General features: G+C 62.8%; 26 protein-coding genes, 1 tRNA gene and 1 pseudogene. 12 read left to right on the top strand and 16 right to left on the bottom strand.

The genetic code is table 11. The features are described from left to right. Position 1 precedes the first annotated feature (1 nt). From JQ587_RS04300 to JQ587_RS04290, 3 genes are read right to left on the bottom strand one after another with little or no spacing between them, the layout of a single operon-like run. The gene (locus JQ587_RS04300) at positions 2–1,180 is read right to left on the bottom strand and encodes a saccharopine dehydrogenase family protein (RefSeq protein WP_212424499.1); all 1,179 of its coding nucleotides are present in this window, start codon (positions 1,178–1,180) and stop codon (positions 2–4) included. Between the two features lie 9 nt (positions 1,181–1,189). Continuing rightward, a complete protein-coding gene (locus tag JQ587_RS04295) occupies positions 1,190–1,972 on the bottom strand; it encodes a DUF169 domain-containing protein (RefSeq protein WP_212424498.1) in 783 nt (260 codons plus the stop codon). Positions 1,973–2,021: 49 nt separating this feature from the next. Further along, the gene (locus JQ587_RS04290) at positions 2,022–2,789 is read right to left on the bottom strand and encodes a YdcF family protein (RefSeq protein WP_212301125.1); all 768 of its coding nucleotides are present in this window, start codon (positions 2,787–2,789) and stop codon (positions 2,022–2,024) included. Positions 2,790–2,968: 179 nt separating this feature from the next. Here JQ587_RS04290 and JQ587_RS04285 point away from each other — a divergent pair, with 179 nt between their 5' ends. The 3 genes from JQ587_RS04285 (at position 2,969) to JQ587_RS04275 (ending at position 4,868) form a co-directional block, all read left to right on the top strand. After that, complete coding sequence (locus tag JQ587_RS04285) at positions 2,969–3,910, top strand: acetamidase/formamidase family protein (RefSeq protein ID WP_212301000.1); 942 nt, start codon at positions 2,969–2,971, stop codon at positions 3,908–3,910. 199 nt (positions 3,911–4,109) lie between these two features. Then, a complete protein-coding gene (locus JQ587_RS04280) occupies positions 4,110–4,307 on the top strand; it encodes a hypothetical protein (protein WP_007603456.1) in 198 nt (65 codons plus the stop codon). A 72-nt stretch (positions 4,308–4,379) separates the two neighbouring features. Further along, positions 4,380–4,868, top strand: coding sequence for a GcrA family cell cycle regulator (locus JQ587_RS04275; protein WP_212424497.1), 489 nt, complete (start codon positions 4,380–4,382; stop codon positions 4,866–4,868). 283 nt (positions 4,869–5,151) lie between these two features. Here the strand turns inward: JQ587_RS04275 and JQ587_RS04270 are convergent, their stop codons facing one another. After that, on the bottom strand, positions 5,152–6,699 hold the full coding sequence (locus tag JQ587_RS04270) for a porin (RefSeq protein ID WP_212301002.1): 1,548 nt from the start codon (positions 6,697–6,699) through the stop codon (positions 5,152–5,154). Positions 6,700–7,108: 409 nt separating this feature from the next. Between JQ587_RS04270 and JQ587_RS04265 the strand changes: the two genes are divergently transcribed. Further along, positions 7,109–7,615, top strand: a complete 507-nt coding sequence (locus JQ587_RS04265; RefSeq protein WP_212301003.1) for a MarR family winged helix-turn-helix transcriptional regulator — start codon at positions 7,109–7,111, stop codon at positions 7,613–7,615. 29 nt (positions 7,616–7,644) lie between these two features. Here the strand turns inward: JQ587_RS04265 and JQ587_RS04260 are convergent, their stop codons facing one another. The 3 genes from JQ587_RS04260 to JQ587_RS04250 form a co-directional block, all read right to left on the bottom strand. Further along, positions 7,645–8,760: an alpha/beta hydrolase family protein gene (locus JQ587_RS04260; RefSeq protein ID WP_212424496.1), complete on the bottom strand. Its 1,116-nt coding sequence runs from the start codon at positions 8,758–8,760 to the stop codon at positions 7,645–7,647. A 273-nt stretch (positions 8,761–9,033) separates the two neighbouring features. Further along, positions 9,034–10,005 carry an SDR family NAD(P)-dependent oxidoreductase gene (locus JQ587_RS04255; protein ID WP_212424495.1) on the bottom strand — a complete coding sequence of 324 codons (972 nt, stop codon included), beginning with the start codon at positions 10,003–10,005 and terminating at the stop codon, positions 9,034–9,036. Positions 10,006–10,152: 147 nt separating this feature from the next. After that, positions 10,153–11,061, bottom strand: a complete 909-nt coding sequence (locus JQ587_RS04250) for a dihydrodipicolinate synthase family protein (RefSeq protein WP_212301006.1) — start codon at positions 11,059–11,061, stop codon at positions 10,153–10,155. 307 nt (positions 11,062–11,368) lie between these two features. On the opposite strand from JQ587_RS04250, the gene JQ587_RS04245 reads away from it, so the two are divergent. Further along, positions 11,369–11,608, top strand: a complete 240-nt coding sequence (locus JQ587_RS04245; RefSeq protein ID WP_212301007.1) for a hypothetical protein — start codon at positions 11,369–11,371, stop codon at positions 11,606–11,608. A gap of 137 nt (positions 11,609–11,745) precedes the next feature. Here the strand turns inward: JQ587_RS04245 and JQ587_RS37120 are convergent. Then, positions 11,746–11,847: pseudogene (locus JQ587_RS37120) on the bottom strand (PEPxxWA-CTERM sorting domain-containing protein); the annotation flags it as partial. Positions 11,848–12,885: 1,038 nt separating this feature from the next. On the opposite strand from JQ587_RS37120, the gene JQ587_RS04235 reads away from it, so the two are divergent. Further along, positions 12,886–13,155, top strand: coding sequence for a hypothetical protein (locus JQ587_RS04235; RefSeq protein ID WP_212301134.1), 270 nt, complete (start codon positions 12,886–12,888; stop codon positions 13,153–13,155). Positions 13,156–13,206: 51 nt separating this feature from the next. Here JQ587_RS04235 and JQ587_RS04230 read toward each other — a convergent pair whose 3' ends face one another. Further along, positions 13,207–14,178 carry an alpha/beta hydrolase fold domain-containing protein gene (locus tag JQ587_RS04230; protein WP_212424493.1) on the bottom strand — a complete coding sequence of 324 codons (972 nt, stop codon included), beginning with the start codon at positions 14,176–14,178 and terminating at the stop codon, positions 13,207–13,209. Between the two features lie 121 nt (positions 14,179–14,299). Between JQ587_RS04230 and JQ587_RS04225 the strand changes: the two genes are divergently transcribed. The 4 genes from JQ587_RS04225 to JQ587_RS04210 all read left to right on the top strand — a co-directional run bounded on the left by JQ587_RS04225 (position 14,300) and on the right by JQ587_RS04210 (position 18,335). Further along, complete coding sequence (locus tag JQ587_RS04225; RefSeq protein ID WP_212424492.1) at positions 14,300–14,929, top strand: TetR/AcrR family transcriptional regulator; 630 nt, start codon at positions 14,300–14,302, stop codon at positions 14,927–14,929. 303 nt (positions 14,930–15,232) lie between these two features. Beyond that, positions 15,233–17,797: a WD40 repeat domain-containing protein gene (locus JQ587_RS04220; protein WP_212424491.1), complete on the top strand. Its 2,565-nt coding sequence runs from the start codon at positions 15,233–15,235 to the stop codon at positions 17,795–17,797. Then, positions 17,725–18,021, top strand: a complete 297-nt coding sequence (locus JQ587_RS04215) for a hypothetical protein (RefSeq protein ID WP_212424490.1) — start codon at positions 17,725–17,727, stop codon at positions 18,019–18,021. Before JQ587_RS04220 ends, JQ587_RS04215 begins: the two co-directional genes overlap by 73 nt. A gap of 74 nt (positions 18,022–18,095) precedes the next feature. Then, complete coding sequence (locus JQ587_RS04210; protein ID WP_212301012.1) at positions 18,096–18,335, top strand: hypothetical protein; 240 nt, start codon at positions 18,096–18,098, stop codon at positions 18,333–18,335. A gap of 87 nt (positions 18,336–18,422) precedes the next feature. On the opposite strand, the gene JQ587_RS04205 is transcribed toward JQ587_RS04210, so the two are convergent. From JQ587_RS04205 to JQ587_RS04175, 7 genes are all read right to left on the bottom strand, one after another. Next, positions 18,423–18,500 (bottom strand) — tRNA-Pro (locus tag JQ587_RS04205). Positions 18,501–18,611: 111 nt separating this feature from the next. Then, positions 18,612–19,190, bottom strand: coding sequence for a MerR family transcriptional regulator (locus JQ587_RS04200; RefSeq protein ID WP_212301013.1), 579 nt, complete (start codon positions 19,188–19,190; stop codon positions 18,612–18,614). Positions 19,191–19,217: 27 nt separating this feature from the next. Then, a complete protein-coding gene (locus JQ587_RS04195; RefSeq protein WP_206733146.1) occupies positions 19,218–19,559 on the bottom strand; it encodes an integration host factor subunit alpha in 342 nt (113 codons plus the stop codon). A 134-nt stretch (positions 19,560–19,693) separates the two neighbouring features. Continuing rightward, positions 19,694–20,674 carry a beta-ketoacyl-ACP synthase III gene (locus JQ587_RS04190; protein WP_212424489.1) on the bottom strand — a complete coding sequence of 327 codons (981 nt, stop codon included), beginning with the start codon at positions 20,672–20,674 and terminating at the stop codon, positions 19,694–19,696. Next, complete coding sequence (plsX, locus tag JQ587_RS04185; RefSeq protein ID WP_212301015.1) at positions 20,671–21,732, bottom strand: phosphate acyltransferase PlsX; 1,062 nt, start codon at positions 21,730–21,732, stop codon at positions 20,671–20,673. Before plsX ends, JQ587_RS04190 begins: the two co-directional genes overlap by 4 nt. A gap of 298 nt (positions 21,733–22,030) precedes the next feature. Continuing rightward, the gene (locus JQ587_RS04180) at positions 22,031–22,612 is read right to left on the bottom strand and encodes a YceD family protein (protein ID WP_212301016.1); all 582 of its coding nucleotides are present in this window, start codon (positions 22,610–22,612) and stop codon (positions 22,031–22,033) included. Then, complete coding sequence (locus JQ587_RS04175; protein WP_212424488.1) at positions 22,609–23,160, bottom strand: ubiquinol-cytochrome C chaperone family protein; 552 nt, start codon at positions 23,158–23,160, stop codon at positions 22,609–22,611. The genes JQ587_RS04180 and JQ587_RS04175 overlap by 4 nt, the downstream gene beginning before the upstream one ends. A gap of 98 nt (positions 23,161–23,258) precedes the next feature. Here JQ587_RS04175 and JQ587_RS04170 point away from each other — a divergent pair, with 98 nt between their 5' ends. Then, a complete protein-coding gene (locus tag JQ587_RS04170; protein WP_212301018.1) occupies positions 23,259–23,744 on the top strand; it encodes an outer membrane protein assembly factor BamE in 486 nt (161 codons plus the stop codon). 178 nt (positions 23,745–23,922) lie between these two features. After that, a complete protein-coding gene (locus tag JQ587_RS04165) occupies positions 23,923–24,912 on the top strand; it encodes a Bug family tripartite tricarboxylate transporter substrate binding protein (RefSeq protein ID WP_212424487.1) in 990 nt (329 codons plus the stop codon). Positions 24,913–25,174: the final 262 nt, after the last annotated feature.

Below are 25,174 nucleotides of genomic sequence, written 5' to 3'. Positions count from 1 at the left end.
GCTACCGTTCGACCCTAAACGTCAGCCCGGCGTTCTCCTCGAGCCGCTTGATCAGTTTGTGTTGCATCGCTGCACCCGGAGTCCAGAAGCCGGCGGCAACGTCCGTTGCATCATGCAGCATGCAGATCGCGCATTCGGAGATCATCTTCGAGGTCGAGCCATAGCCGGGATCGCGATCGCCGGTGACACCGGCGCGAACCATGCGGCCGTCGGGCGCGATCGCGACATAGAGCAAATTGAACAGTCCGTTCTCGCGCTCTTCCTTCGATGGTCCCTCACCCGGCTTCGGCGCGCCCGGACCGGTCTTCTCGGCATTGGCCGCCATCACGCGCTTGGCGTTGGCCTCGCCCTTCTCGCCGGGACCGGTCAAGACCATCTCGTCGTAGACAAAATCCTGGCCGTAGGGAAAGCCCATCAGCATGTTGGAGCGATGCACGTTGCGGGTATTGATCAGCGCCATCATGAACGGCGCGGCCCAGGACTGCAGGTCTTCCTCGAGGATCGACCTGTTGCCCTTCGGCTGCTTCGGGCCGGCAAAGCCCGGCGTCAGCGCGAACGGATCGTTCAGGATCGCAACCAGGCTCATGTCCTTGGCGACCGCATCGAAGGTCGCCTTAGCGCTCGCCGCAGTGCCGCCCGAGAGCGTGCCGCGCATGTCGCGCACGCGACCCTTCACCCGCGCGGCGGGCGAGCCGAACACGCGCTTGGCCTCTTCCTGCACGAAGAACGTACCCAGCTCGAACGGCACGGAGTCAAACCCGCAGGAGAACACGATGCGCGCACCGCTGTCCTTCGCAGCCGCCTCGTACTTGTCGATCATCTGCCGCATCCAGATCGGCTCACCGCAGAGATCGAAATAATCCGTGCCGGTGGCGACGCAGGCCGCGAGCAGTGCCTCACCATAGAGCTGATAGGGGCCGACCGTCGTAATCACCGACATCGTCCGCTCCGCCATCGCCTTCAGCGAGGCGGCATCGGCCGCATCGGCCACGATCAAGGGGGTATCCGCGGGCGCGCCGATAGCGTCCCGCACGGATTTCAGCTTGTCTAGGCTGCGGCCCGCCATCGCCCATTTGAGCTGCTTGTCGTTCTTGTAATGCGCCGCCAGATATTCGGCGACGAGCTGACCGGTGAAACCGGTCGCACCATAGACAACGATGTCGAACTTCGCAGAATTCATGATCGGCCTTTATTTCTTTGCGTAACTCACGCCCATACCGGCACGGACGTCGCTTTGAATTCCATAGGGCGGAATCGGATAGCGCAGGCCGTTCTTGGCCAGCGCCTTCATGCCCTCGATCGCCTTGGCGAGATGCGCAGGCTTCAGGGCCATCAGCATCTCCTCGTCCGGCACGCCGCCATAGCGCCGTTCGGCATAGCATGGCAAGGACAGGCTGGGCTCTCCGGTCTTGAGCGCCCGCCCCCAGGAATCCGCGCAGGCGGTCTCGCCCACGACGCCCCATTCAAACTTCTTGTAGCCGGTATATTGCAGGCCGTTGATCAGGATGATCATCTGGCCGGGCGTCGCATAGACGAGGCAGATGTCGGGGGGATCGAGCCGGCCGCTCGCGAGCGGACTGACCGCGAGCGCCTGGTATTGCCCGAACGGAACCACATCCAGCGCCTCCTGGCGCTTGCGCGCATCCGCCGCGGTGCCGTGCCAGACGCCGACATAATTTTCGCCGGCAAGCCATTTCTCGTCCTGGGGGCTGAGCCCAATCACCGCGCGGCACTGTGCGCCGACGAGATCGTCACCGGTGATGCCGACCGTCCAGCCGAGCCGCGAGGCCATGCTGACGATCTGATCCGTGGTGTGGGTCGCATTTGGCCGCCGGATTTTTGGGATAGCCTCCATCTCCGCGGCCTGCGTGAACAGCTTCATGCCGATCACCGTCGTCTTCAGCCGCAACAGGCTGTTGAGATCGGCGACGAGGCCGGCAAGATCGATCCTGTCTGCATTCTGCTGCTGCATGGCGTCCTCCGGGCCGGTGACTGCGCACCGTTGCTGCTCTTGTTCTAAGCTAATCCTTGGCAGGTCCCGGAAGCAACTCGCGGGTCCGTCCCGTGACACGGTACGCCAAGAGGCCGATCCATTCGCGCATCGCGACGTCGGTCTTTTCGAGGCCGTCCCGTCCGTTACGCGCAAAGGCAAAAAGCTCGTCGCGCCCGCCCATTCGCCAGTCGACGGGATAGGCTTCGACGTCAAAGCCGGCCTCGCGAAAGACGCCGATCGAACGCGGCATGTGGAAGGCCGACGTGACCAGCAGCCACCGCTCGCCCGGTTTCGGTGCGACCAATTGCTTCGTGAAGATTGCATTCTCCCAGGTGTTGCGGGAGTCGCGCTCGAGGATGATGCGCTGCTTCGGAATGCCGAGATTCTCCAGGATCGGCGCGGAATAGTCGGCTTCCCTCGCCTCGGTCGCGATCAGGTTCGACGTGCCGCCGGTGAAGACGATACGCGCGTTCGGATAGCGCCGCGCGAGCTCGGCCGGCGCCAGCATGCGATCGGCCGCGTGTGCGACGACCGGCGTGCGATGCGCCGCCGACAGATCGGTGTCGACGGAGCCGCCGAGCACGATGATGCCGTCGGGCGCCCCGCGCAAGGAGTCCCATGGCGGAAAGCGCGACTCCAGCGGATACAGCAGGAGATTGCCGAGCGGCGAGAACGCAGACAGAGCCAGGAGGACCAACGTGGTCACGGCAAGCTTGCGGGCGAGTGCGGCAAGGCGCGTCGCCATCAACAGCAGCGACAGGATCCCGAGCTCGACCAGGAGATTGATCGGCAGCAACGCAATGCCGAGAGTCTTGGAGAGAACGAAATACAGGGGAGCCTCGCTGGAATGACCGTGCCGGGCTTGACCGGCCCGTCCATCTTCGGAAATCCTTTGAAAGAGGATCGATCGCCCGGTCAAGCCCGGGCATACAGGTTCTCACGACGAGAGCTGATGAAACCGGACGGACGCGGCAAATGACCCATCACCATCTGCATTCAAGCCCCGAAACCTGCCATTGGGGCTTCTTTGAAGCCGCGCTCAAGCCCGTCCTCACCATCGCCAGCGGCGATGAGGTGACCATCGATACCATCAGCGGCGGCCCGGACATGCTGCCCGACCGCAGCAAGTTTCACATTCCCCCGGAGCTGTTCGAGGTTCATGCCAAGAACGAACGCATGCTCCCCGGCCACATCCTGACCGGCCCGATCGCAGTCGAAGGCGCCGAGCCCGGCGATGTGCTCGCCGTCGAGATTCTCGACGTCCAGCTCCGCCAGGACTGGGGCTGGAATTTGATCAAGCCGTTGTCGGGCACCCTGCCCGACGATTTCCACGAGACGCGCATCCTCAACATTCCGCTGGACCGGACACGGATGGTTGGCCGCATGCCGTGGGGGCTCGACCTGCCGTTAAAGCCGTTCTTCGGCGTGATGGGTGTTTCGCCGCCGCCGGCCTGGGGCCGCATCTCCTCGCTCGTTCCGCGCGCCATGGGCGGCAATCTCGACAACAAGGAGCTCGGCGCCGGCGCGACGCTGTTTCTGCCGGTGTTCGTTCCGGGCGCGATGTTCTCCTGCGGCGACGGTCACGGCGTGCAGGGCGACGGCGAGGTCTGCGTCACCGCGATCGAGACGGCGCTCTCGGGCCGTTTCCGGCTGACGCTGCGCAAGGATCTGCGGTTCAATTATCCGCGCGCGGAGACGACGACCCACTACATGACCATGGCGATGGACCCCGACCTCGACCAATGCGCGGTGCGGGCGTTGCGCGACATGATCGCGCTGCTTGGCGAGATGCGAAACCTGTCGCGCGAGGATGCCTATACGCTGTGCAGTCTCGCGGCCGATTTGCGGGTGACCCAGACCGTCAACGGCTCCAAGGGTATCCATTGCATGATCGAAAAGGCGGTCGTGCACGGCTGAAACCTGGCCCGCATCCCCTGTCCGCTGACGCCACACCACCGCCCGGACTTCCGCGCGGCGCACGCGGTCGCGTCTTTTTCCCAGCGATTCCAATGCGCTGAACTGCGGCCGAAGCTCGGATTTGACTTCCACCCCCGAACCTAAATAGAGTCTTAATCGTTACTTTTATGTACCTGAGTAAGAGGCTAGCGTTCGGGCCATGGCCACCGAAAAAGCCGAGACTGACCGCATTCCCGTAACCTTGGCGCTCTCGACCATCACCTACCTGGAGAAGTTGGTGAGACAGGGCACCCACGGCACCAGCGTTCCCGGCGTCGCACGTACCTTGATCGAGGAAGGCATCCGTCTCGCCATCAAAGACGGGCTTTTGTCGATCCGCGACAATGGCCGGACGTGAGCGCGCGTCGAACGTGAAGCGGACGGATCTCGAGCTGCGGTTGGTCGATTGTCGCAACCTGGGACCGTTACAATGCCTGTTCTCTCACCGACCTGGACCAACGAACGAATTGAACTTCTGAAGCAGCACTTCGAGGCCGGTCTGTCCTGCCGCGAGATTGCCGCCGACATCGGCGTCAGCCGCAACGCCGTGATCGGGAAGCTGTCGCGCCTCAATCTCACGCGCGGCCGCTCGGCCGACGAGCGCAGGCTGCAAGACAGAAATCAGGACAGGAATTCCGCGCCGCGCGCGCCGAAAGCGGTGCCCCGGTTGCAATTCGAAATGCTGGCCACGATCTACGGCGACGCGGACGCGCCCGTCGCGACCGGGCCGATCGACGAGGCCAATCGCTGCTCGCTGATGGAGCTCGGCGAAAACCACTGCCGTTGGCCGATCTCGACGCCGGGGGCCGAGGATTTCTGCTTCTGCGGCAATGCCGCGCACGACGGTCAGCCCTATTGCGCCGGCCACAGCCGCCTCGCCTACAAGCCGAACTCGCGCGCGCGCATCATGCGCGGCTGAAAGCCACCGTCCCCTGCTCCACAATGAAAAACCTCCGGCAGGGCACTACCGGAGGTTCTTGGAGGCTTAGCGTGAAGCTAAGAGCCGTAACTTTTCGAAATCGGCTGAGCGGAATATAGCTGAGCAACTCAGGTAAGTAAATAAAATTGGTGGAGATCGAATCGCATAGCTCGTCTTCGTCGCTCGCGGAGGAGATCTCTGAGTTTGAAAATCAGGGATTCATCAAGAAAAAGCCCCGGCGGTTGCCCGCCGGGGCTCTCCGATCGCTTTGCGCGATCGTTGATCAGAAGTTGCGCTGAGCGCGCAGCAGCATGCTCACCGAGTTCTGGTCCTTCAGCTCATACACGGCGCCCGGCTTGGCAGCGGTGGAAATGGCCGGAGCAGTGATGGCGCCAGAGTACTTCTGGTCCAGACGCGACCAGCTCAGGTCCGCAGTGAACGCCAGGTTCTTGACCGGAGTCCAAACGGTGTTGACACCGATGACGCCGAAGTTGAAGTCCGGGTTACAAGTCGAACCGGCAACCGCGATCGTAGCGAAGTTGTTGCAGATCAGGGCCTTGCCCGTCGTGCCATACTTCAGCTGGGCATAACCGCCGTAGACGGCGCTCGCCCAGTTCGGGCTCCAGTTGTGGGTGTAGGCACCACGGAGACCCCAGGTCTTGACGGTATCGATGCCGGTACCCGTGCCGAAGACGCCGTCGGCAAGACCGGCGAAACCGACGCTCTGATACGCTCCGGAGCTGCTGCCGCTGAACATGAAGAAGCTCTGCGGGAACAGGCTCTGGAAATTGTAACGCGTTGCACCGTCCGTATAGACGGCCTGCAGGTTGATGTTGTCGCCCGCACCAGTCGGGATGTTCTTGATCGACAACGAGCCCTGCACAGCCCAGCCCCACTTGTCCGACGGATGACCGCTGGGTTCCGTCGTGCCGTAGTAGCCAGGATGCAGATCATGCGCAGCAACCGAGATCTGGGCGAGACCCCAGGCCTGGTCGACACGAACCGCACCCGTGATATCGGGGACGCGCGTTCCCCCCCAGGCATTGACGCCATAGTTGCCCTGGATGAGGGCGGCGGCAGCGTTTGCGGCAGCCGAAGTGGTCACGATGGCACCCGCACCGTTAACGGCACTGGAGGCCACGAAACCGTTGGCGTTCCACAGGTTCGACTGGCCGTTCGACGCCGTGGTCTCCTCTTCCAACGCGATCGAACCCGTGATGCCCTGGCCGAAGTCAGCCGTGTAGGCAGCCTGGTTGATGCCGTTGACGTGGTTGCTGCCGCCCGGAATGCTGTCGGGACCGCCAGCCGGATAGCTCTGCCACGGGGCATCGAAGATCGAGACCGTGCGGCCGAAGGTGAAGCCGGCGAACTGGATGAACGCATGGTAGAGGCCGAGCGTGGGCGCACCGGTCGAGAACGCCGCCGGGCTGCTGCCGGTGACGTTGGCCGTATCATAGCTGAAAATCATGTCAGCGTAGGTGCGAACGACGCCGTATTCGGTCGCCGTACGGGTGTCGACGTTGAGGTCGAAACGAGCGCGGCTATAGTAATAGTTGGTCAGACGGTTGTTTGACCCACCATTCGCACTGCTCGTGGTGTTGTTGAAACCATAGTCGCCGGCGCCGCCAAGAACGGCGTCAGCGCGCAGGTAGCCACCCAGCTTGACGCAGGTGTCGGTGCCCGGAATGTAGTAGAAACCTGCACCGTACAGCGAGCAGATCTTCACGTATTCAACCGCCTTGGCCTTGACCGGAAGATCAGCCGCCTGAGCTCCACCGACGGCGATCAGACCCGCCGCAGTGCCGAGCAAAAGGCTCTTCACCACTTTCATTTAAAACCTCCAAGTTGCTCATTTTACGGAGACCGGACCGTGAGGCCCCCCAGATCCCCGTCTCTTCAAATCCGCTCGGCCGCTTCGCGCTTTCGGACGTACCCGCATTCGACGCGAGGGACGTGAGCGAACCACCTGCAACGGGACGATCGAGAACCCCCCACCGTCAGAAATCAATATGAACGCACCGATCCATTAATCAAAATAGTTTATTAGATCAGCTTTGTGGTTTCACTAATCCTGTGTCTGCTGCGCAACACCAGCCCTGAACCAAAAAGCCTGACCTGATCATATTTGTAATTTCCGTGACACAATTACCCTGCCCTGCACTTGCGTCAGGGCAGACTTGCGTGGACTATGGCGGCCGCGAACACCGGCCAGAAAGACATCAGTTTGCGGGAGTGACGCTGTGTCAGCGACGAGGAAAGAAGGGGCGCGCCTCCGCTCCGTCGGCAATCTCGACATCATCAGGCGATTTACCTGGGAGATATCGTCGATCAACATGCACCTGGAGGAACTGCGTCAGTTCTGGGCCAGGACGCTCGGAATCAGCGGACCGCAATGGCTGATCCTGATGGCGATTTCGGACCTCGACAAGGACGACGGCGTGCCCGTCAACGTGGTCTCCAAGCTGCTCCACGTCGATCCGTCCTTCGTCACCACCCAATCCAAGCTGCTCGAGAAGAAGGGCCTGCTGCGTCGCCGACCCTCGCCGACCGACGCCCGCGTGGTGCGGCTGTCGCTGGTGGAAAAGACGCAGAAGCACATCGCGAGCCTCAACGAGCAGTACAAGACGATTCGCGAATTCGTCTTCCAGGAGTTCGACGAAAACGAGCTGACGGAATTCACGGCCAAGCTCGCAACGCTGAAGACCCGGCTTGAGAAAGCCTGCGTCCGGATCTCCCTCGATTTCTGAAGTGCGCAGCCGCTTCCGAGAGGCCGCGCTCAGATTCGCTGACTGGCGGCACCGAGTCGCGATTCGAGCCAGTCGAAGATGTATTCGTTGGCAAGGCTCGGATTGTCGGCATGGGCCTGTGCCGCGCCGGTCTCCGCTGCTGTGAACACCTTCAGCACGATGTCGGAGCTGCCGAGCGCGGATTTCTGCACGATCTGACGCGCCCGGTCGGCCTTAAGCCAGCCGTCCTCGCCGAGCGTGATCAGCACCGGACATTCGGCGCTGGAGGCCATCAATGGCGCCTGCGGCACCGGGACGATGCTGAGGTCGCGCATCGCAAAACGGCTGGAAAAGAACGACCGCTCGTGCAGGTCCCACAGGCCACCGTCACAGACGGCTGCGGCGAGACGCGGCTCCTGCAGCACGGCACGCGCGACAAACGAAGAGCCCCACCCGTCCGCCACGATCGCAACGCGACCGAAATCGACATCCGCGCGCTGCTCCAGATAATCCATCGCGCAGCCAACCGAGCTTTCGAGATCCCGGCGCTGCATTAGCATGTCGGCGTAGTCGTCACGCTGGTCGCCGAGCAGGTCCAGCGCGAGCATCGACAACCCACGCTCGCGCGCATGCGGCGCGAGCTTGGACAAGAACTCTTCCTTGCGATGACCGGGCTCGCCAATACAGATCACCGTCGGCGCGCGACCGCTCGCCGCAGGCGCAGGCAAGAAGTAACCTCGCAACGAATGTCCTTCGACCCAGGGAATGGTCACGACTTCGCCGCCCGGCCTACGCGCCGCGACGAATCGCCGGGCGCATTCCTGCATCGCGAGCACTGCGACCCAGCGGCGTTCATCGGCCGGATCGAGCGGCATCGCGGCCGCGCCGTAGTAGTTCATCGCCCGCAGCCAGTTGCGCTGCGCCGTGGCCAGATGGCCTTCCGCAAACGCCGCCTCGGCGCGCTGCCGGTTGGCTTGCGCAAGCCTCTTCCACTCACGATGCCAGGATTGCTCGTCGTCGCGCTTCAGCTGCCGCGCGATCATCAGGCATTCGGCGATGGTGGCGCCACCCTCCTGTGCCGCAGTCAGCAGCCGCGTGAATTCAGCGGAGATATCCTCTCTCTCCGGGCAGAGGATAAAGTTGTCGGAGAGGCAAGCGGGTATCATCGGAGCGACGCTCTGTCGTGGTATTACCCCTGATTGACTAAACTATTTCAGTTCGCCAACCAAGCTGGCTTGCGCCGAATGAGACCCGTTCGAGATCACCATCGCTTGAACGCACGGCACGTGTCGCATGTGTGACATTCCGTATCATCATAAGAAGACTCGCGCGAGAGAACGGCTAAAATTGCCCGAGTAAAATGACTCGAACAAAATTAGCTGCGCACCTCTTGCAATGATGATCATCATACCCACATGCGCGCGCGATCGTTGCTGGTCTCAGCCAAGCCGCCAGCCGACCTCCTGGACAAGACTTTCGTAGAAGGCACGGTCATAGGCCTGCTCCGGCGCCGCGCGTACGCGCTCATCGAGGCGCTTGGCGTCCTCACCGACCAGGATACGCCAACGCTCCGCCTTCACACCATCGAGAATGATTTTGGCGGCCTGCGCCGCGGTCGTCGGTGCATCCTCCAGGAAGCTGCGGGCACGCTCGGCGAAGACCGCCTGGATGTCGTCGTCCGACATTTTGTCAGCATCTGGCACGCCTGCCCCAACCATCCGCTTGCGGGTCAACACGATCTCGTCGGCGTTGAGACGCTCCGATCCGTCCCCGCTTTGCACCTTGCGCGAATTGGAGACGATCGAGGTGCCGATGTGGCCGGGCATTACCACCGAGCATTTGACATGCGGTGCGTGCAGGCGGAGGTCGTTGATCAGCGCCTCGGTAAAGCCCTTCACCGCGAACTTCGCCGAGCTGTAGGCGGTATGCGCCTGGCCCATGCCGATCGAGGCCCAGAAGCCGTTGACGCTCGCGGTGTTGACGATGTGGGCTTCGTCGGCCTTGACCAGCATCGGCAGGAAGGTGCGCACGCCGAGATAGACGCCGCCCCAGCAGATGTTGAAAGTGCGCTCCCATTGCTCGCGCGTGTTGGTGAACAGGCTGCCGCCACCGCCGATGCCGGCGTTGTTGAACAGCAGGTGGATCTTGTCGGTCTTCTGCTGCTCTGCGAGCTCATCGCGAAAGCGCTTGAGATGATCCTCGATCGAAACGTCGGCGACATGCGTCGTGACGCGCAGACCCTGCGGCAGCTTCTCGACCTCGCAGAGCCGCTTGGTCTCCGCCATCGCAGCCTCCGAGACGTCGCACATCGCAACATTGCAACCTTCGGCCACGAGCTGCCGGGCGAGCTCCCGCCCCATGCCCGTGCCGCCACCGGTGATGACCGCGATCTTTCCAGCAAATTCCTTCATGGGACTTCAGCCCCTCCCCTTGTCGGCCTGTTTCTTTCTCGTTGGCGCGCCGCGCATGCGACGTGCGCGAAATGTAGCAGCGCCGCATCCGCACGTAAAAGCGGATCGGCTCTGCTCTCTTTGGCCCGGGTTATTTCGGTGCGCGGACTATTCGGCCGCTTCGACCCTCGCCCCATTCAAGGCGCCGAGGGCTTCCAGCGCCTTGCGGGTGGCGGCCTGCTGCGCTGGCGAGGGTTCCGGCATCGGCGCACGTGGGTAGGTCCTGGGCAGGCCCTGAAGGGTCTGCGCATAGCGCGTGCAGGCCGGCAGATTATCGGCGATCACGGCGTTCCACAGCGTCAGCAGCTTCTTGTGCAGTTCGAGCGCGCGTGGATGATCGCTCGCCTTCACCGCATCCCACAATGCCACGGAGGCGTGCGGCGCCGCAGTCAGGATTGCAGCGATCGAGCCATGGGCCCCCAGCGTGTAGGACGGATACATCAGGGCATCGACCGCACTGTAGATCAGCTTGTCCGGCGCCATCATCATGAGGTCCGCGAACAGCTTGAGGTCGCCCGCGCTTTGCTTGACGCCGATCACCAGCGGCACCTCGGTCATGATCCGCGTCAGCAGCGCCGGCGACAAGTATGACCAGGGCACGACGTTGTAGATGATGATGGGCATGCCGGTCTCATCCGCCATGGCGCGGAAATGCGCCACCATCGCCTCGTCATCCGGCTTGAACAGATAGTGCACCGGCGTGACCTGGAGTGCTGCGACATTCATGTCACGCACCAGCTTGCCGCGGCGGATCGCATCGCGCGTGGAGTCCACGATGATGCCGGCGATCACGGGAATACGTCCCTTCACCGCCTCCACCGTCGCTGCCATCAGGTCGCGATATTCCTCGTGGTCGAGCGTATGACCCTCACCGGTCGAGCCACCGGCCGCAACGCCATGCGCGCCGGCGCCGATCAACCAGTCGACCTGGGACGCCACGAGCTCATAGTCGATCTCGCCGTCTTTCCGGAACGGCGTCGTCATTGGCGGGATCACCCCGGTCGGTCGTGCCTTCATGGTCTGCCCTCGCGTTTCCGAAACTGGCGAGCCCGCCGACTTCGGAGCCTACCGGCTCCGAGGAGGCTGTGAAGCGCCCCCGGCGCGGCACAGCCCTTAGAATCCAGCATTCCTACGGGCATTTCTTTTCCGGTTCCCCGTAATTGTCCGGCTTCGGTTTAGGGGCAATTTTTTTACAATCCGAATCGCCAAATGGATTCCGGACGCTGGGTCGAGTCGGCCAGGCCAGCGTGTTGTTCGTGTCACAGGCTCTGGCACTCCGCTTGCATCCTCTTCGTGGTCTGAAACTACCGATGAGGTGACAGGAATGTTCGTGACCGTCGTTGCCGTGCTCTGCCGGCTGAGCGCAGTCAGCTCAGGCAGTTGCATCGAGGAAATCGTGACCGACAGCAACATGACGCCCGAGATCTCGATGATGCAGTGTGCGATCGGCGCCCAGGCCCCGCTTGCAAAATGGATGGACGAGCATCCGATCTATCACGCCAACTGGCGCCTCGACCGCTACAAATGCGTGCCGGGCCACTATGAGATCAAGGGCCACGCCTAAGGCCTCGCAAACCATTGCCTCGAGGAAACGCCCGGAGCCGCTCTCACGACTGCGGAGGCTTGCAGCGCACACCCGCCCCACCCCTCGGCGGATTCAAGTCGACTTGATTTCCTCGCGCAGTCCCAGTCGCGACGGACTCAAATGCCAACCGCAACTTTGCGTTTTCGCTGAAACGCCAGGAATCCCACGGCGGCGAATCCCAAACACATCATCGCCCAGCTTGAGGGCTCGGGAACAGCAGACGAGATGGCAACCGCGCCGTCGGCGATGTAGCGAATCCCGCCGCTGCAGCTCCAGTTGTTGCACTCGAACGACTGGCCGCCAGCTCCGCCCACGATCGCATCCACGCCCGGTACAGTCAGTGGATTGGCGAATGTCAGCTGGATGTACCGCTGGTAAGCCAATCCATCCGAGAGGAAGATCGTGACCGTATCGGTCGGATTGTTGATGTTGGAATTCCAAACACCGGTATAGACATCGCCGGTCATGGCGATACCCGTCGTGGTCACAATGTGGACCGGTCCGTTGTAGCCATACACGTTGATGGCGAACGTGCCATTCAGCGTTCCGCCGTCCGATGAACCATTCGGCAGGACGAACTGGAGATCACTGAGATTCCAAATAATATCTGCATGCGCCGATGAAATCGGATTGGCACAGATTGCGCCAAAAGCGAGAGCCGCCGCCGTGACCATGGCCTTGAGTGACTTCATGACGTCCACTCCCTGCTGCATTTTTTTGAATGCTGCTCAATTTCAATGATTAAATCAAGTTTAATTAGAGGTTTCGCCGCTTATTCGGCCCGATCGGCATCCGATTAAATGTTTAAAGTGTGAGTAGAGCCGCCGGCGTTTCTTCGTGATGCAGCCGCCGACCAGCGCCGACGTGACGCGCCCCTCGTCATCCGGTCGGCAACAAAGAAAGGCCGCCTCGCGGCGGCCTGTCTCGAAGTCAGCTTGACGTGGTGTCAAAAAATTAGGTCGAGCAAATCCAGCCCCGGGATGAAAACAACTAACGATACAAACCCTGCTGCCCGGTCAGCGGACGTTAGGATCACCAACTCGCTCTTGCCAATCTAAATCGTTGTTCCCAAAAGGGAACCTTCATATTTGGTCATAGCGCTCTCCCCCTCGCGCTCTCCCCCTCGAAACGCGCCGAGGAGAGGCGGAGTTGGTTCCCCACCGCGGCGGCGAAGAAAGATCGCATTTGAGGGACTGTTTCAACGGTATTTCAGCAGGTTTTACATAAGGTTATACGACCAACCCCAGGAGGTGCAGATGCAATATCCGCCCGATCATGGATTGCCACTCGTGCAACTGAAGGAGCGCCGGCGAGAGATGGTCGTCGCGCTGCAGAACCGCGTCGGCGCCATCAGCGACGACGAGCTCAGACAGATTGCTGATATCCAGCAGGCGATTTCCGCCTTCGAAGACGTCATCGCAGATATCGACTGCGAGCAAAACGAGGCGCGGTCCGAGGCCATGGAGCGGCCGGGCCATCTGTTTCCTGCCTTTGGACGACGAAGCGCGGTTCACTCTCCGGCCTGATTCATTCCGGGACCGAGGCAGCAGCGGCTTAGTCAACGAGCCCGCGCCCCATCAGGCGATGGCGTGCAGGATCATCTTGCGCGCCCGTCGCCCTTCCGGCGTCGGCATCAGTGCATAATTGTGCGGCTGATCGCGGAGCAGATGCAGCTCGACCGGCACGCCTGCCGCCCTCGCCCGCGCGGTGAGATCGACGCTGTCGGGATAGAGCAGATCGCGCGTGCCCGAGAATATCGTCATCGGCGCAACCGAACGGAAAGCACCGTTGAGCGGGCTGACGAAGGGATGACCGATATCAAGCGCACCGGCATAGAGCCGTCCCGCTTCGACGATCCCCGGAATATCCTGAATCGGATCGCGCGCCGCGATCGCCATTTGCTCCGGACGGCTCACCGAGGCATCCGCTGCGGGCGAGATCAGCACCAGTCGATTGGGCTGCCGATGGCCGCGGTCACGCAGCCATTGGCACGCAGCAAGCGCAAGGCCCGCGCCGGCCGAGTTGCCGACCACCGTGACCTCAGCAGCTCCCGCGTCTTCCAGCAGCATCCGCAACAGCTCGGCCGTCTTCGGCACGACATCCTTGGCAGTCGCGCGCGGCGCGAGCGGATAGATCGGCACGACGCAGACGACGCCCGCCTTGCGCGTCATCTCCCCGACAAAGCGCCAATGCGCCGGCACGATCTCGTTGATGTAGCCGCCGCCATGCAGGAACATAACGAAGTTGCAGCCTTCATAACCCGATGACGGCGTCGTGTAATAGACCGGCCAGCCGCCCATCTTGGTCAGCGTCGCCTCGACGCCACGGCCAAGCCCCGTCGGCTCAAACGATGCCGGCGCCAATGCGAGCTTCTGCACATGCGCCTGCACGGCCTCGACCGATGCGAGTTGCCCCTTGTCAGGAAGCAGCCCGAGCAGCAGGTTGAAGAGGCGGCTCTGCAAGCTCGGCGCGGGATCGCTTGAAGGTTTGCCCTGCGAGAAATTGTATTCGCAGAGCCGCCCGATCGACAGCATCTTCGCAACGCTCATGCTCCTGCCCTCAATTGCTGCGCCCGGCCGGCACCAACTCGCTTCTATCTCTCGGCGACCAGCCGGCCTATAATGCGAGCATTCACTCGCTTTTCCTACTCGCATTCGAACCGTAGGCCTCATGGCACGCAAACCACCGACAAAACCCCGGAAAAATGCCCTGCAGGAGCGTTCCCGCGCCACCGTCGACGCGCTGATCGAGGCAACTGCTCGCATTCTGGTTCGCGAAGGTTTCGAGAAGACGAGCACCAACCGGATCGCGGAGGTCGCCGGCGTCAGCGTCGGCTCGCTCTATCAATATTTCCCGAGCAAGGAGGCCCTCGTCGCGGCCGTGATCGACCGTCATCACGAGGAGATCATGGGCATCGTTCGCGCGACACTCTGCGATGTCATGGACATGCCGATCGAGAAAGCCGTGCGCCGCCTCGTCACCGTTGCGATCGACGCACACCGCATCAACCCCAAACTGCACCGCGTGTTCGCCGAGCAGATCCCCCGCGCCGGAAAGCTCGACGTCGAAGCCTTCAACCGAGAGGTCCATACCCTCGTGCGCGCCTATCTCGACAGCCACCGCAAGGAAATGCGCAAGATCGACCTCGATGTCGCAACCTTCATCTGCGTCAGCACGATCGAGGCAGTCGCGCACAACACGGTGCTGAACCCGGCCGAGATGCTGCCGGAGAAGACGGTGCGGACGCTGGTGGACGAGACGACGCGGATGGTGGTGGGGTTTTTGAAACCTTCCGCGTAGCGTTCGCAGCTCAGCCAGGGCTCATGACTCCAAGTTGGGCTTCGGCGGATGCGCTCCCGACATAACGACCGGCGACATCGGCAAACCCGACGTCGGCCTTCGGCAAACTCTGGCGCAAAATCGTCGACATGGGTGCAGATCGATAGAGAAACACGGCGAAACAATACGGGCATTGCAATTGCTTCCTGGAGCTGTGCGAATGAGGGGACAGTTCGGGCCACCAAAGCGAGCAATAAATTAGCGACCTGAAGACCTCGAGCTTCGAACGACCTGCATCGACGTACGGTCCGGGCTAAGGAGACGATGTTGAAACGATTGATGGTCTTGCTTGTCGTGTTGGCTGTGATGCACGCCATAGCCCACATGCACGCGGCCATGCAAATTGGCGAAGCTCATGCAGCACATGAAGATGGACGTGCGACCACATTCGTTGGGGCTGCGCACGGTGTGTGGGCGCAGCAAGGATTGAAGCTGGTGGGCACTGGCGCTGCTGGCAGTTCTTTGCAGGGTCGCTCCGTCGCTTTGTCCCTGGACGGCAACACTGCTTTGGTCGGCGGCGTTGCGGACGACGGCTATCTTGGGGCAGCGTGGGTCTACACTCGCAAAAGTAACGATGAGTGGGTGCAGCAGGGACCGAAGTTGGCCGGCACCGGCGCCGTTGGAAGCTCCGACCAAGGCGTTTCCGTCGCACTGTCCGCCGACGGCAATACCGCCATTGTTGGCGCATATGGCGACAACGGCGGCATCGGGGCGGCCTGGATCTACATGCGCAAGGATGGCGCGTGGATGCAGCAAGGACCGAAGCTGGTCGGCACTGGCTCCATCGGGGGCACCCAGCAAGGCTTGTCCGTCGCGCTGTCTGGTGATGGCAGTACCGCAATTGTGGGCGGACCTGGCGACGACGGCGGCGCTGGCGCGGCCTGGGTCTATACCCGCGGCAGTGACGGCGTGTGGGCGCAGCAGGGATCGAAGCTACTCGGCACCGGCGCCGTTGGAAACTCCCAACAAGGTTATTCCGTTGCACTGTCCTCCGACGGCAATACCGCGCTGGTTGGCGGGATTGCCGATCACGGCGGGATCGGAGCAGCCTGGAGCTATGTTCGCCGTAGTGACGGCGTGTGGACACAGCAGGGATCGAAGCTGGTCGGCACTGGTGCTGTACATTCCGCACAAGGTGTTTCCGTCGCGCTAGCCGCTGACGGCAAGACCGCGGTGGTCGGCGGGCCCAGTGACACCGGCCTCGTCGGGGCGGTTTGGGTCTACACTCGCCAAGACCGCGGGTGGGAGCAGCAAGGATCCAAGCTGGTCGGCGCCGGCGCTATGGGAAGCTCCTATCAAGGCATTTCGGTCGCGCTGTCTGCCGATGGCAATACCGTGATGGTCGGCGGGGATTCCGACAACGGCTACGTCGGTGCGGCTTGGGTCTACAGCCGCAGTCACGGTGAGTGGACGCAGCAAGGGTCCAAACTGGTCGGCGCTGCGGCTAGAGGTTCCTACCAAGGCGTGTCCGTCGCGCTTTCCGGCGATGGCAATACGGCCATTGTCGGAGCATATGCCGATGACGCTGGCGCTGGGGCGGCCCGGGTCTATGTCCGCACTGAGGGTGCGTGGACACAGCAGGGATCGAATCTGATCGGCACTGACGCTCAAGGCAGTGTGCGGCAGGGTTATTCCGTCGCACTGTCCGCCGACGGCAACACCGCCGTTGTCGGCGCGCCCCTGGACAGCGGTCTCAGCGGGGCAGCCTGGGTCTATACCCGCAAAAGCGGCGCCTGGGCTCAGCGAGGATCGAAGCTTGTCGGCACTGGCGCTGCTGGACATGCGTTCCAAGGCCTCTCCGTCGCAATGTCCGCCGACGGCAAGACCGCGCTGGTCGGCGCGGATTACGACGATGGCGGCGTCGGAGCCGCCTGGGTCTATACCCGCGGTCATCATGATGTGTGGACGCAGCAAGGATCGAAACTGCTTGGCTCCGGCGCGATAGGAACGTCCGCCCAAGGTGTATCCGTCGCACTTTCTGCCGACGGCAATACCGCCATCGTCGGCGGGCGTGACGACGATGGCGGCAACGGCCGCGGCGCGGCCTGGGTCTTTATCCGCAATAAGAAAGGTGTGTGGGCGCAGCAAGGATCGAAGCTGGTTGGCACTGGTGCTATCGGGAGCTCTCTACAAGGGCGTTCAGCCGCCCTTTCCGCCGACGGAAACACTGCAATTATCGGCGGGATTGCCGACGATGGTTACGTCGGAGCGGCGTGGGTCTATACGCGCAGTCGTGATGGCGTGTGGGCGCAGCAAGGGCCGAAGCTGGTCGGCACCGGCGCTGTTGGAACGTCCTACCAAGGTGTTTCCGTAGCACTGTCTGCCGATGGCAATACCGCCATTGCCGGCGGATATCTCGATAATGCCGGCGCTGGCGCGGCCTGGGTCTATACCCGCAGTCCCAATGGTGAGTGGACGCAGCAAGGATCGAAGCTGGTCGGCACTGGCGCCCGCGGCGAAGCCGAACAGGGCTACTCCGTCGCGCTGTCAGCCGACGGCAACACCGCCATTATCGGTGCGCCCACCGACAGCGGGCATGGCGGAGCGGCGTGGGTCTATACGCGCGATCGTGATGGCGTATGGACGCAACGAGGGTCGAAGTTGGTCGGCACCGGCGCGATTGGAAATGAAATCGAACAAGGCTATTCCGTTGCTCTGTCCGCCGACGGCAACACCGCGATCATAGGCGGCCCTTTCGACAACGGCCATCTCGGCGCGATGTGGGTGTTTTCCCAAGAAGCCCCAAACTGCACCGCATGCTCGCCCAGCAGATCCCCCGCGCCGGCAAGCTCGACATCGAAGCGTTCAACCGCCAAGTCCACACCTTAGCGCGCGCCTATCTCGACAGCCATCGCAAGGAGATGCGCGAGATCGACCTTGATGGCGCAACTTCATCTGTCAGCACGATCGAAGCGGCCACGGACAACATAGCGCTGAACCAGGCCGAGATGCTGCCGAAGGCGGTACGGACGCTGGCGGACGAGACGACGCGAATGGTGGTGGGGTTCTTGAAACCTTCGGCGCAGCGCTCGTCTTCAAGAATGCGTGTGTGAGCCCTTCGACGGCTTGAATCGCTCACAGAAGCCCTACCTATCCGCGCAGGCGAAATACCTGAGAAAGTCAGCTGATGAAATCACCAGAATGGAGGGGAATTATCGTCGCGTCCGCGATTGCGTTCCTGTCGGTATCCCTTTTGGCGGCCGACGCACTCCTGGACCTTAACGCCGGCGCGGTGCTCAAACGCCTGGAGAGCGCACAAGCCTCCTTGGTGGACACGATGGGGCATCACCAACTCGCCTTCGCCGTCAGGTCATGGGCCCGCGGCAACGCGCCTCCTGAGCAGCCGTGCCAGCACAGCGCGTGCTGATGCCGCCAAGCACCGACTCATTGCGAAAACAGGACATCGCTTGCCGATCAGCGATCGCGCAAGCATTGGGCTCTTCTCTGAAGAAAATGGTCGGAGCGAGAGGATTTGAACCTCCGACCCCTAGTCTCCCAGACTAGTGCGCTAACCGGGCTGCGCCACGCTCCGAACGTCGTTCCATTAGCCAGGATCGCCGCTTTGCGCAAGGCGAGGTCGCACCATTTTGGTGTCTTCGCTCAAAGCCCGGGGGAACGGGCCGCAAAGCGGACGAAAAGGCCCTCAGCCATCCTTCAGGGCCAGATCCAGCATCTCCTTGCAAGCGACGAGCTCACCAAGCGCCCGTTCCAGCCGTTCCCGGTCCAGCGCACTGGGGCCAGCCGGCGCGGCAGCAGCGCCGCCCTTGCGGAAGGTGGTGAGGATCTCCTCGTCGTCGACCTCGGTGAAGCGGAAGTCGATGCCTTCCTCTTCATCGCCCTGATAGTCGTCATCGTCGGCATCGGTGATGCCCTTGATGGGCGCCTCGTCGTCCGGCTCCATCAGGCTCGCCCCGATGGCGTCCTCGATGGCCCCGAACGAGACCGCCGCCGAGCTGTCAGCCAGCCCCTGCACTGATTTGACGCCGTGCTCTTTCAGGATCCGCTGCACCCCGCGGATGGTGTAGCCCTCCCCGTAGAGCAGCCGGCGGATGCCCTTGAGCAAATCGACATCGTCGGGGCGGTAATAGCGGCGGCCGCCGCTGCGCTTCATCGGCTTGATCTGGGAGAATCGCGTCTCCCAGAACCGCAGCACGTGCTGCGGAATGTCGAGTTCCTGCGCTACTTCGCTGATGGTTCGGAACGCATCCGGCGCCTTGTCCAAATGCCAAATCCTTTTCCGACAGGCTGATTACGCCTCGGGTTGCGCCTTGCTGGCGTCGCCATTGGCCCGGTGCTGACCGTTGATCCGCTGCTTCAGGATCGCCGACGGCTTGAACACCATCACCCGGCGCGGCGAGATCGGCACCTCGGTGCCGGTCTTCGGATTGCGGCCGATGCGCTGCCCCTTCTTGCGGACCATGAAGGAGCCGAACGAGGACAGCTTCACCGTCTCGCCCTTCTCAAGGCAGTCGGTGATCTCCTTCAGCACGAGTTCCACGAACGCAGACGATTCCGTCCGCGACAGGCCCACCTTCTGGTAGACGGCTTCACAGAGATCGACACGCGTTACGGTTTTACTTTGATCGGTCATCGCCCTGCCCCACATCACGGCGAACAATTGTTGTCTGAAATTATGAGCTTACGATACGGCGGTCAACACCGCTCATCAATGCAGACGCATCGATAATCGACGCCGATTCCGGCAAAATTTTATCGATTGTGGCTCTACCAGCGCACCAGTGCGGAGCCCCAGGTGAAGCCGCCGCCCATCGCCTCCAGCAGAACCATGTCGCCGCGCTTGATGCGGCCGTCCTTGCGCGCCACCGACAGCGCCAGCGGGATCGAAGCCGCCGAGGTGTTGCCATGGCGGTCCACCGTCAGCACCACCTTCTCCGGCGCGATGTGGAGCTTGTGGGCGGAGGCGTCGATGATTCGCTTGTTGGCCTGGTGCGGCACGAACCAGTCGATGCCGTCGGCATTGAGCCCCGTCGCCTGGAACGCATCGACGATCACGTCGGTGATCATGCCGACCGCATGCTTGAAGACCTCGCGTCCCTCCATGCGAAGATGGCCGACAGTCTGGGTCGAGGACGGCCCGCCATCGACGAACAGCTTGGCCTTGTGGCGGCCGTCGGAGCGCAGATGCGTGGTGACGATGCCGCGGTCGGTCGCGGGATTGCCCGGCTGCTCCTGCGCCTCGAGCACGACCGCGCCGGCGCCGTCGCCGAACAACACGCAGGTGCCACGGTCGTTCCAGTCGAGGATGCGCGAGAAGGTTTCGGCACCAATCACCAGCGCGCGCTTGTAGGCGCCGGTGCGCAGGAAATTGTCCGCCGTCGCCAGCGCGAAGACGAAGCCCGAGCACACCGCCTGAAGGTCGAAAGCCGCGCCGTGATTGATGCCGAGCCCGTGCTGCACGGCGACTGCGGTCGCGGGGAAAGTATTGTCGGGCGTCGAGGTCGCCAGCACGATCAGCTCGATCGATTGCGCATCCACGCCTGCATCGGCAAGCGCGGCCTGCGCCGCCTTGAGCGCAAGATGCGAGGTGAATTCGCCCTCGGCCGCAATGTGCCGCTCGCGAATGCCCGTCCGCTGCACAATCCATTCGTCGGACGTGTCGATACGCGCCGCCAATTGGGCATTGGTCACCACCTGCTCCGGCAGGTAGGAGCCGCAGCCCAGCACCACCGAACGAATCTTGGTCACGAAACATCCTCCGGCGCGGTTGGCACGGAACCTAGCGTACCCCCATCGCGGTTGAGCATCTGATTGATCTTGTTCAGAAGATCGAATTTGGCCATCTCATAACCAACATCGATCGCATAGGCAAAGCCTTCGGCATTGATGCCGCCATGGCTTTTGACCACGAGCCCGTTCAGTCCGAGCAGCACGCCGCCGTTCGACTTGTTCGGGTCCATCTTGTCGCGCAGGGCCTGGAAGGCATTGCGGGCAAAGAGATAACCGAGCTTGGACAGCCAGCTCCGCTGGATCTCGTTACGAAGCAAGTCGGCCATCTGGCGCGCGGTTCCCTCGGCCGCTTTCAGCGCAATGTTGCCGCTGTAGCCCTCGGTCACGATGACGTCGGCCAGCCCCTTGCCGATACCGTCCCCCTCGACGAACCCGACATAATCGAGTTCCGGCAGGTTCTTCGCGCGCAGGATTTCACCGGCCTCGCGGATCTCCTCATGCCCCTTGATCTCCTCGGTCCCGATGTTGAGCAGGCCGACCGTCGGGCGCTTCTTGTCGAACACCACGCTCGCCATGGCCGCGCCCATCACCGCGAGCGCCACCAGATGGCGCGCATCGCCGCCGATCGTGGCACCGAGATCGAGCACGACGGACGAGCCGCGCATGGTCGGCCACACGGCAGTGATCGCAGGCCGATCGATGCCAGGCAGCGTGCGCAGATGGAAGCGCGCCATTGCCATCAGCGCGCCGGTATTGCCGGCGGAAACCGCAACATCCGCCTCCCCCTTTTTCACCGCATCGATCGCAAGCCACATCGAGGAGGTCTTGCGGCCGCGGCGCAGCGCCTGGCTCGGCTTATCCTCGCCGCTGACGGCAACGTCGGTATGGATGATCCGGGAGGCAGCCTTGAGCTTCGGATGGCGCTCGAGCTCGGGCTCGATCCTGGCGCGATCGCCGACCAGCAGAAACTCGGTCCCGGGATGCCTGCCAAGCGAGATGGCCGCGCCTGGAATGACGACAGGGGCGCCGACATCGCCCCCCATGGCGTCAAGCGCGATACGAACCTTGCTTGGCATCAAAATCCCGGAAACCTGGTCTGGCGCGGTCGTCAAAGAGCGGGGCCGCGGAATGGGCTCGCCATGGACATGGCGACCGGCCAAGCGCCACGCCGCACCCGGACCGGGGCGGACAATAGCGTTTTGTTATCCCGAAACAACCTCTTGCCCCCAGGCTTTTGGATTGAGGACAATCCGCCGGCAGAACGCCAAAATCCAAAATAAACGCATATAACTCAAACAGATGCGACGATCTTTCAAACCGCCCCCGCAAGCACCTCACAGCCCGTCGCACAGCGCTCTTACGGGGAATGCCCAGCTATTTGCCTTTCTTCTTGCCCTGCTTGTTGTCCTGGAGGGCCTTCAGCGCCGCAAACGGATGGTCCTCCGGATCTGGCGCGGTGACCTCAGCCTCGAACACGGCGCCCGGCTTGCGGGGATAGGGATCAATCGCCAGGAACAGGGCATCGGTTGCGATCCGGCCGAGATCGATGATTCCGTTGACGATGGCCTCCGGCGCATCGGCGACCTCCGGCGGCTCCTCGCCGTCCTGCCCCTCCTCGATCAGGTCCTCCAGCCGCCGTGTTTCGGCCTCGGGTGCAAAGGTCAGATCAACCTCCTCGTCGATCTCGCTCTCGATCGGATCGAGGGTGACCACGCAGGTCTGGCCGACCCGGGCGCGGACATGGCCCGTGACCTGGATCCGGCCGCCGCTCTTCGGCACGACCTCAAAGTCGGCCTGGGCTGACAGGATGTCGCGCAGGCCCGCGACATCGGCCATCGCCTGGCGCTCGGCCGCCGAGGCTTCGAGCGCGCGGTGCAGCCCGGTATCGGGAATCTGCACCACCATCACGGGCACACGCCAGGGATCGGGTTCAGATCCGGTCATCGGTCGGGTCATGACGCCTCATCCTCTCGAAACGGTGCGGGAAACTTGAAGGATCCGAGCAGCAGCGTGGGATCGGCGATTTGCCCGAGCTGCGCATTCGCGGCCTTTGCGTAAGCGGCCAGCCGCCGCGCATGGTCCATGCCTGTCCCATTCAAGATATTCTTGCAGATCGCCTGCGCCAGCGCCTCAGCGTCAACTTCGATCGCCTGGTCGTAGGCCTGGACGCGGCCGTAAAACGCCTCGCCGAAGGCCCGCATCCGCTTCGGGACGGTCTGGTCGCCGACGCCCATCTCGCGCAGATTGTCGTCCATGTCCTCGCAGAAGCGGTCGAACAGCGCCTGCGACAGCTCCGTCCCGCCTTGGGCGGTCCTTAAGCGCCGCAGCAATAGCCAGAGATGCAGCAGCAACAGGTCAAAACGGCCGTTAACCGTATCCGGTACGCCCAAGTCCCGGTAAAATATGGGTTCTCGCGCCTGCGTCACGATCATGCCATAGATGGCTTCAATGGTGCCGGCCGGGGCTAGCCGGGGTTTCCTGAAGTGATTGAACGGCCAAAGCATTGTGGTTTCCGCAAGCGGGCGCGCGCGAGTTGCATTCAGAGCCTCCGCCCGGTACTTCAGCGCCTCGCGCGACGCAAGGGGACGGAATCAGTTCCGCTATGACGATAACGAACCAGACCAGCCCGCGCGCGAATCAGCGGCGCGGCCTTCATTCGCGCTGGCGCGGCTTGCGCCTGCTCGCGGCCGTGGCTCTGGTCGGTGGCGCCCTTGCGGGATGCACCGGCGAGCAGTTCCAGAAGGGCTACATCCTACCGCCCGGCGCACTGGAGCAGATTCCGATCGGCGCGAGCCAGGACCAGGTGCTGATCGTGATGGGTACGCCCTCCACAGTCGCGACGCTGGACGGTGAAGTCTTTTACTACATCTCGCAGCGCTCCGAGCGCATGGTCGCCTTCATGAACCAGAGGGTGGTCGACCAGCGCGTCATCGCCGTCTATTTCGACAAGAACCGGCGCGTGCGCCGGCTTGCGAATTACGGCCTGCAGGACGGCAAGATCTTCGATTCCATCAGCCGGACCACGCCGACCTCGGGTCAGGAGATGAACTACCTCACGCCGCTGTTCAAGCTGCTCAGCTTCAACTGAGATCGTGAGCTGACATTGCGGCCTGCGGCGTCGTGCCGCTCTCCTCACGACGTCCGCCATCGCGTGCGACTTGCCGTTGCGCACCGGGTTCCCTACGCTCCCTGCAAAATAAGAGGCTGGGAGTGGATTCGTGTCCGGGAAACTTCGAGGCAAACCTCAAGACAAACTTCAGAACAGATTGCTGTCCCGCCGCCGCGTGCTCGCGGGGGCCGTCGGTCTGTCGGCCGCAGCCATCCTGCCGCGATCGAGCCTTGCCGACTGGAAGCCGACCGAGAATGTCCGCATCATCGTGCCGGCCGCAGCAGGCGGCTCGACCGACGTGATGGGCCGGCTGCTTGCCGCCCATCTCCAATCCGTCTGGGGCCAGACGGCGGTCGTCGAAAATCGCTCGGGCGGCGGCGGCACGATCGGGACGGCCGAGGTCGTCCGCGCCAAGGCCGACGGCCACACCATCCTGATCGGCAATCCCGGCCCGAACGCGATCGCCTACAGCATCTTCAAGAACCTCACCTACAAGCCGGACCAGCTCCAGCCTGTCACCAACATGATCCGGATTCCGAACATCGTGTCGGCGCATCCGAAGACCGGCATCAAGTCGGTCGCCGAGCTGATCGCGTATCTGAAGGCCAATCCGGACAAGCTCAGCTACGCCTCCTCCGGCGTCGGCCAGAGCCCTCACCTCACCGGCGCCTGGTTCCTCCAGCTCACCGGGCTGAAGATGACGCACATCCCGTTCCGCGGCGCCGGCCCCGCGCTGCAGGCCGCGCTCGCCGGCGACATCCAGATCCTGTTCGACAACCTCTATCCGAGCCTGCCGCAGGTGCAGAACGGCACGCTCAACGGCCTCTGCGTCACCACGACCGAGCGCAGTGAGCTCGCGCCGAACCTGCCGACCATGCGCGAAAGCGCCCCCGAGCTTGCAAACTTCGACGTGTCGTCATGGTTCTCGGTGTTCCTGCCGAAGGGCGTCGCCGCCCCCGTGCTCGATGCGCTCAATCTCCAGGTCAAGGCGATGCTGGAGCGGGACGACATCAGGAAGCAGATCACCGCCATGGGCGCCCGCGCCGACTACGGCACGCCGCAGCAATTCGCCGACTTCGTGGACGCCGAGACGAAGAAGTTCGCCGGCATCATCCAGAAGGAAGGACTGCAGATGGACGTGCAGTAGAAGGCGCTCTCAAGAGAGGCGGCAGATAGCGCCCAACACACCGCTGTCCATTCCCCGCGAAGGCGGGGAATCCGGTACGCCGCGCCCTATCCGTATCCCACCATGGTCTCTGGAACACCAGATCACCCTGCGCGGGCGGTGACAGTGAGGTTGAGGCTCCGCTCGCGATGCTTCCCCCCGCCCTGCCGGGCCCGGCAAAAAAGTGAAAAACAACCCCATGCACAGTAGAGGCGCGGTCGCTCGTCGGCTCATGCCCGCCCGG

Origin of the sequence: Bradyrhizobium manausense, from assembly GCF_018130615.1 — a bacterium.
Classification (GTDB): Bacteria; Pseudomonadota; Alphaproteobacteria; order Rhizobiales; family Xanthobacteraceae; genus Bradyrhizobium; species Bradyrhizobium manausense_A.
The sequence above is the reverse complement of the archived record's forward strand: the minus strand, read 5'-3'. Positions and strand labels throughout refer to the sequence as shown.

Bases quoted from the DNA above. Each gene is read 5' to 3' on its own strand.
- JQ587_RS04300 (WP_212424499.1), bottom strand. From the start codon at position 1,180: ATGAATTCTGCGAAGTTCGACATCGTTGTCTATGGTGCGACCGGTTTC.
- JQ587_RS04295 (WP_212424498.1), bottom strand. From the start codon at position 1,972: ATGCAGCAGCAGAATGCAGACAGGATCGATCTTGCCGGCCTCGTCGCC.
- JQ587_RS04285 (WP_212301000.1), top strand. From the start codon at position 2,969: ATGACCCATCACCATCTGCATTCAAGCCCCGAAACCTGCCATTGGGGC.
- JQ587_RS04280 (WP_007603456.1), top strand. From the start codon at position 4,110: ATGGCCACCGAAAAAGCCGAGACTGACCGCATTCCCGTAACCTTGGCG.
- JQ587_RS04275 (WP_212424497.1), top strand. From the start codon at position 4,380: ATGCCTGTTCTCTCACCGACCTGGACCAACGAACGAATTGAACTTCTG.
- JQ587_RS04270 (WP_212301002.1), bottom strand. From the start codon at position 6,699: ATGAAAGTGGTGAAGAGCCTTTTGCTCGGCACTGCGGCGGGTCTGATC.
- JQ587_RS04260 (WP_212424496.1), bottom strand. From the start codon at position 8,760: ATGATACCCGCTTGCCTCTCCGACAACTTTATCCTCTGCCCGGAGAGA.
- JQ587_RS04255 (WP_212424495.1), bottom strand. From the start codon at position 10,005: ATGAAGGAATTTGCTGGAAAGATCGCGGTCATCACCGGTGGCGGCACG.
- JQ587_RS04250 (WP_212301006.1), bottom strand. From the start codon at position 11,061: ATGAAGGCACGACCGACCGGGGTGATCCCGCCAATGACGACGCCGTTC.
- JQ587_RS04245 (WP_212301007.1), top strand. From the start codon at position 11,369: ATGTTCGTGACCGTCGTTGCCGTGCTCTGCCGGCTGAGCGCAGTCAGC.
- JQ587_RS04235 (WP_212301134.1), top strand. From the start codon at position 12,886: ATGCAATATCCGCCCGATCATGGATTGCCACTCGTGCAACTGAAGGAG.
- JQ587_RS04230 (WP_212424493.1), bottom strand. From the start codon at position 14,178: ATGAGCGTTGCGAAGATGCTGTCGATCGGGCGGCTCTGCGAATACAAT.
- JQ587_RS04225 (WP_212424492.1), top strand. From the start codon at position 14,300: ATGGCACGCAAACCACCGACAAAACCCCGGAAAAATGCCCTGCAGGAG.
- JQ587_RS04220 (WP_212424491.1), top strand. From the start codon at position 15,233: ATGTTGAAACGATTGATGGTCTTGCTTGTCGTGTTGGCTGTGATGCAC.
- JQ587_RS04215 (WP_212424490.1), top strand. From the start codon at position 17,725: ATGCTCGCCCAGCAGATCCCCCGCGCCGGCAAGCTCGACATCGAAGCG.
- JQ587_RS04210 (WP_212301012.1), top strand. From the start codon at position 18,096: ATGAAATCACCAGAATGGAGGGGAATTATCGTCGCGTCCGCGATTGCG.
- JQ587_RS04195 (WP_206733146.1), bottom strand. From the start codon at position 19,559: ATGACCGATCAAAGTAAAACCGTAACGCGTGTCGATCTCTGTGAAGCC.
- plsX (WP_212301015.1), bottom strand. From the start codon at position 21,732: ATGCCAAGCAAGGTTCGTATCGCGCTTGACGCCATGGGGGGCGATGTC.
- JQ587_RS04180 (WP_212301016.1), bottom strand. From the start codon at position 22,612: ATGACCCGACCGATGACCGGATCTGAACCCGATCCCTGGCGTGTGCCC.
- JQ587_RS04175 (WP_212424488.1), bottom strand. From the start codon at position 23,160: ATGCTTTGGCCGTTCAATCACTTCAGGAAACCCCGGCTAGCCCCGGCC.
- JQ587_RS04170 (WP_212301018.1), top strand. From the start codon at position 23,259: ATGACGATAACGAACCAGACCAGCCCGCGCGCGAATCAGCGGCGCGGC.